Origin of the sequence: Nocardioides sp. (assembly GCF_034670285.1) — a bacterium.
GTDB lineage: Bacteria > Actinomycetota > Actinomycetes > Propionibacteriales > Nocardioidaceae > Nocardioides.
The window spans coordinates 1-4,092 of sequence record NZ_JAXMNS010000351.1 but is presented as its reverse complement, the minus strand read 5'-3'; the positions used below and the strand labels follow the sequence as shown (position 1 = coordinate 4,092).

The 4,092-nt window shown below is 72.0% G+C and carries 2 protein-coding genes; both read right to left on the bottom strand.

Annotated elements, in window-relative coordinates; all coding sequences use genetic code 11:
• Positions 1–54: 54 nt before the first annotated feature.
• Positions 55–1,806 (bottom strand): malto-oligosyltrehalose trehalohydrolase, encoded by a 1,752-nt coding sequence (treZ, locus tag VOI19_RS15575; protein WP_323793880.1) that lies wholly within the window; start codon positions 1,804–1,806, stop codon positions 55–57.
• Positions 1,803–4,092 (bottom strand): malto-oligosyltrehalose synthase (treY, locus tag VOI19_RS15570; RefSeq protein WP_323793879.1); only part of this gene is annotated, 2,290 nt, incomplete at its 5' end. The genes treY and treZ, both read right to left, overlap by 4 nt.

Sequence of the window (4,092 nt, the reverse complement as noted above, 5' to 3'; positions counted from 1 at the left end):
CCGTCCTCGTGCGGTGAGTCGGCGCATTGATGCGCCGACTCAACGCCAGGACGCTCAGGCGCGGCGGACGACGGCGCCGGCGTGGGGCGGGAGCGTGACGACGCCGTCCGTCACGTCGATCCCTGAGGGAGTCGCGAAGAGCACCTCGGTCGCGTCCACCTGAGTGTCCACCTCGGTGTCGCCGAAGTTGATCAGCATCTGCAGGTCGCCACGCACCATCGAGAAGAAGCGGGCGTCCTCGTCGACCCGGCACGAGACCGCCCCGAACGACGGGTCGGTCAGCGCCGGCTCGGACCGCCGCAGCGCCGCCAGCTCGCGGTAGACCGACAGCATCCGGGCGCCGCGCCCCGACTCCGCCTCCGACCAGTCCAGCTTCGATTGATCGAAAGTGGTGGGGTCCTGCGGGTCCGGAACCACCGCCGGGTCCCAGCCCATCTTGGCGAACTCCCCGATCCGGCCCTCGGCCGTCGCCTTGCCCAGCTCGGGCTCGACGTGGGAGGTGAAGAACAGGAACGGCGTCGAGGCCGCCCACTCCTCGCCCTGGAAGAGCATCGGGGTGAAGGGGCCGCAGAGCGTGAGCATCGCGGCGCAGGCCAGCTGGTCGTCGTCCAGGACGGCGGTGATCCGGTCGCCGACGGCGCGGTTGCCGATCTGGTCGTGGTTCTGGCTGCAGACCACGAGCCGCCAGGTCGGCATGGTCGCGGTGTCGATCGGCACGCCGTGGTCGGCCTCGCGGAACGACGACCAGGTGCCGTCGTGGAAGAAGCCCTTCTCGCACACCTTGGCCAGCGCCGAGAGCGGCTCGAAGTCGGCGTAGTAGCCGTCGGTCTCGCCGGTCAGGGCGACGTGGACGGCGTGGTGGAAGTCGTCGCTCCACTGCGCGTCGAGGCCGTATCCACCGGCCTCACGCGGCGTCACCATCACCTGGTCGTTGAGGTCGGACTCCGCGATCAGCGTCAGTGGCACCCCGCGGTGCGCCGACAGGGCCGCCACCTCGATCGCCATCTCCTCGAGCAGGTGCACCTCCGAGGAGTCCTTCAGCGCGTGGACGGCATCGAGTCGCAGGCCGTCGACGTGGAAGTCGTCGAGCCACATCAGGGCGTTGTCGAGGATCAGGCGTCGCACCTCGGCGGAGTCGTCGCCGTCGAGGTTGACCTGGTCGCCCCAGGTGTTGCGGCCCGAGGTCAGGTAGGGCCCGAACAGCGGCAGGTAGTTGCCGGAGGGTCCGAGGTGGTTGTAGACGACGTCCTGGATGACGCCCATCCCGGCGGCGTGGCAGGCATCGACGAAGCGCTGGTAGGCCGCCGGGCCGCCGTACGACTCGTCGACGGCGAACCAGCCGACTCCGTCGTAGCCCCAGTTGTGGGTGCCGCCGAAGGAGTTCACCGGCAACAGCTCGACGAGGTCGACGCCGATCGAGCGCAGGTGCTCGAGCCTGCCTGCAGCTGCGTCGAGGGTGCCTTCGGGAGTGAAAGTGCCGAGGTGCAGCTCGTAGATCACCGCGCCGGCCAGCTGCCGCCCGGTCCACGACCCGTCGCCCCACGAATGAGCCGACGCGTCGAACGTCCGCGACCGGGCATGTACGCCGTCCGGCTGGCGCCGCGAGCGCGGGTCGGGCCGCACGGCCTCGTCGCCGTCGATCAGGTAGCCGTAGTCGACCTCACCCGCACCCGGGTCGGGCACGGGTCCGACCGGCACCCACCACCCGCCGTCGCCCTGCTCCATCGCGACGACGTCGTCGCCCACCGACAGCCGCAGCGACGACGCCCGCGGTGCCCACACGTCGTACGGGCCGCGAGCGGTCACGAGTCGTCCTCGTCGTCCGCACGGGTCAGCAGGGCCACGGGCCAGACGTCGAGCACCTCGCTCAGCAGGACGGTGCCGTCGGACTCGAGGTCGCGATCGGTGACGTGGTCCCACCAGCGACCCGCCGGCAGGACCAGCTCGGTCTCGCCCCAGCCGCCGCTGCGGGCCAGGGTGAGCGGGAGCCTGGTCGCCAGCGTGACGGCACCGCCGCGGTCGAAGGCGATGAGGTGCTCAGCAGCGTCACCGCGTGCCGCAACCGGCTCGTAGGCCGTGAACAGCTCGGCGTGGTCGCGCCGCAGGTGCAGCGCGGCGGTCGTGGTGGCGAGCTTGCCGCGCGCGGAGTGGTCGGGGTGGCGCTCGCCGAGCAGCCGGGCCCGCAGGTCGAAGTCGACCGGACGCCGGTTGTCGGGGTCGACCAGCGACTGCTCCCACAGCTCCGAGCCCTGGTAGACGTCGGGGACGCCGGGGATCGTGAGCGCGACCAGCTTGGCCGACAGGGCGTTGCTCCGACCGGGCTCGACGACGAGGTCGAGCAGCTCGCGCAGGACCTTCGCCACCTCGGGGGAGTCGAAGGCGGCGTCGACGGCTGCGTGCACCGTCGACTCGTAGGTCTCGTCGGGGGCGGTCCACGTGGTGTGGTCTCCGGCCTCGCGCATCGCCTTCTCGGCGTAGGCGTGCAGTCGCGTGCGCAGGTCGGGGTCCTGCGGGTCGACGTCGTCCCAGGCGCCGAGGATCGCTTGCCACAGCAGGGTCGCGAAGGCGCCGTCCGGCACCGGCGCCAGGTCCTGCAGCCGCGCCAGCGCGGAGGTCCAGGTGTCGGGGCACTCCGCCAGGACGGCGATCCGCGCGCGGACGTCCTCGCCACGCTTGGTGTCGTGGGTCGAGGTGCAGGTCATCGCGTCGGCGCGGTCACGCTGGCGGGTGGCCATCAGCAGGTGGAAGCCCTCGACCGGCAGGTGCCGCTGGCTCGGGTCGCCGCCGACCTCGTTGAGGGAGGTGAGGGCGTTGTAGCGGTAGAACGCGCAGTCCTCCACCCCCTTGGCCATCACCATCCCCGAGGTCTGCTGGAAGCGCAGGGCGGCCGGCTGCTCGGCGTCGCCGAGCACGGGCGCCAGCGCCTCGAGGACCGGAGCGAGGTCGGGGCGCTGCTTGCGGGCGGCGGTGAAGGCCTCGTCGAAGTAGCCGCGCGTGTGAGGCAGGTAGGACCGGTAGACGGGGAAGCAGGCCGCCAGCTCGGCGACGGCGTCGATGACCTGCTCGGCCGGGAAGCCGACCGGAGCCGTCGGGCGCGAGCCGCGCAGCCGCGCAGCGAGACGACGCGTGAGGGTGGCGGTCGGTGCGGGCGCGCCGCCGGGCAGCTCGCGCACGATCCGACGGATCTCGGCGGACAGGATCGTGTCGGCCACCGTGCGCTTGGTGCGGTGGATCAACGCCTCCCAGTCGAGGTCGTCGTGGGGCAGGTCGCCGCGGGAGAACGGCGCGGTGAGCACCCGGTCGACGAGGGCGAGCGCGTCGTAACCGGTGGTGCCCGCGGTGGCCCAGGTCGACGGCAGGGTCTCGCCGGGCTCGAGGATCTTCTCGACCAGCACGTAGGCGCCGTCGGTCGCGGAGGCCAGGTCGCGCAGGTAGCCCTCGGGGTCGCGCAGGCCATCGGGGTGGTCGACGCGCAGGCCGTCGACGAGGCTCTCGGCGAACCAGCGCTTGATCTCCACGTGCGTCTCGTCGAAGACCCACGGCTCCTCGACGCGGACGGCGGCCAGGGTGTTGACGGCGAAGAAGCGACGGTAGTTGAGCGAGTCGTCGGCGGCGCGCCACGACACCAGGCGGTAGTGCTGCTTGTCGAGCGAGCGGGTGCGAGGCGCCAGCGGGAAGCGGTGCTCGTGGTAGCGGACCTCACCGGCTTCGACGTCGACGGTGATCGCGTCCTCGTCGCCGTCGCCCACCACGGGCACGAGGATCTTGCCGTCACCGGCGTCCCAGTCGATGTCGAAGGCCTCGGCGTAGCGCGACTCCTGGCCGTGGGTGAGCACGTCCCACCACCAGGCGTTCGCGGACGGCGTCGCGATGCCGACGTGGTTGGGCACGATGTCGACGAGCACGCCCATGCCGAGGCGGCGCGCCTCGGCGGAGAGGGCAGCCAGACCTTCGGCACCGCCGCGCGTGGGGTCGATCCGGTCGTGCGCGACCACGTCGTAGCCGTGGTCGGAACCGGGCTCGGCCTCGAGCAGTGGCGAGAGGTAGACCCAGTCGACGCCGAGGGCGTGCAGGTAGGGCAGGCGCCGGGCG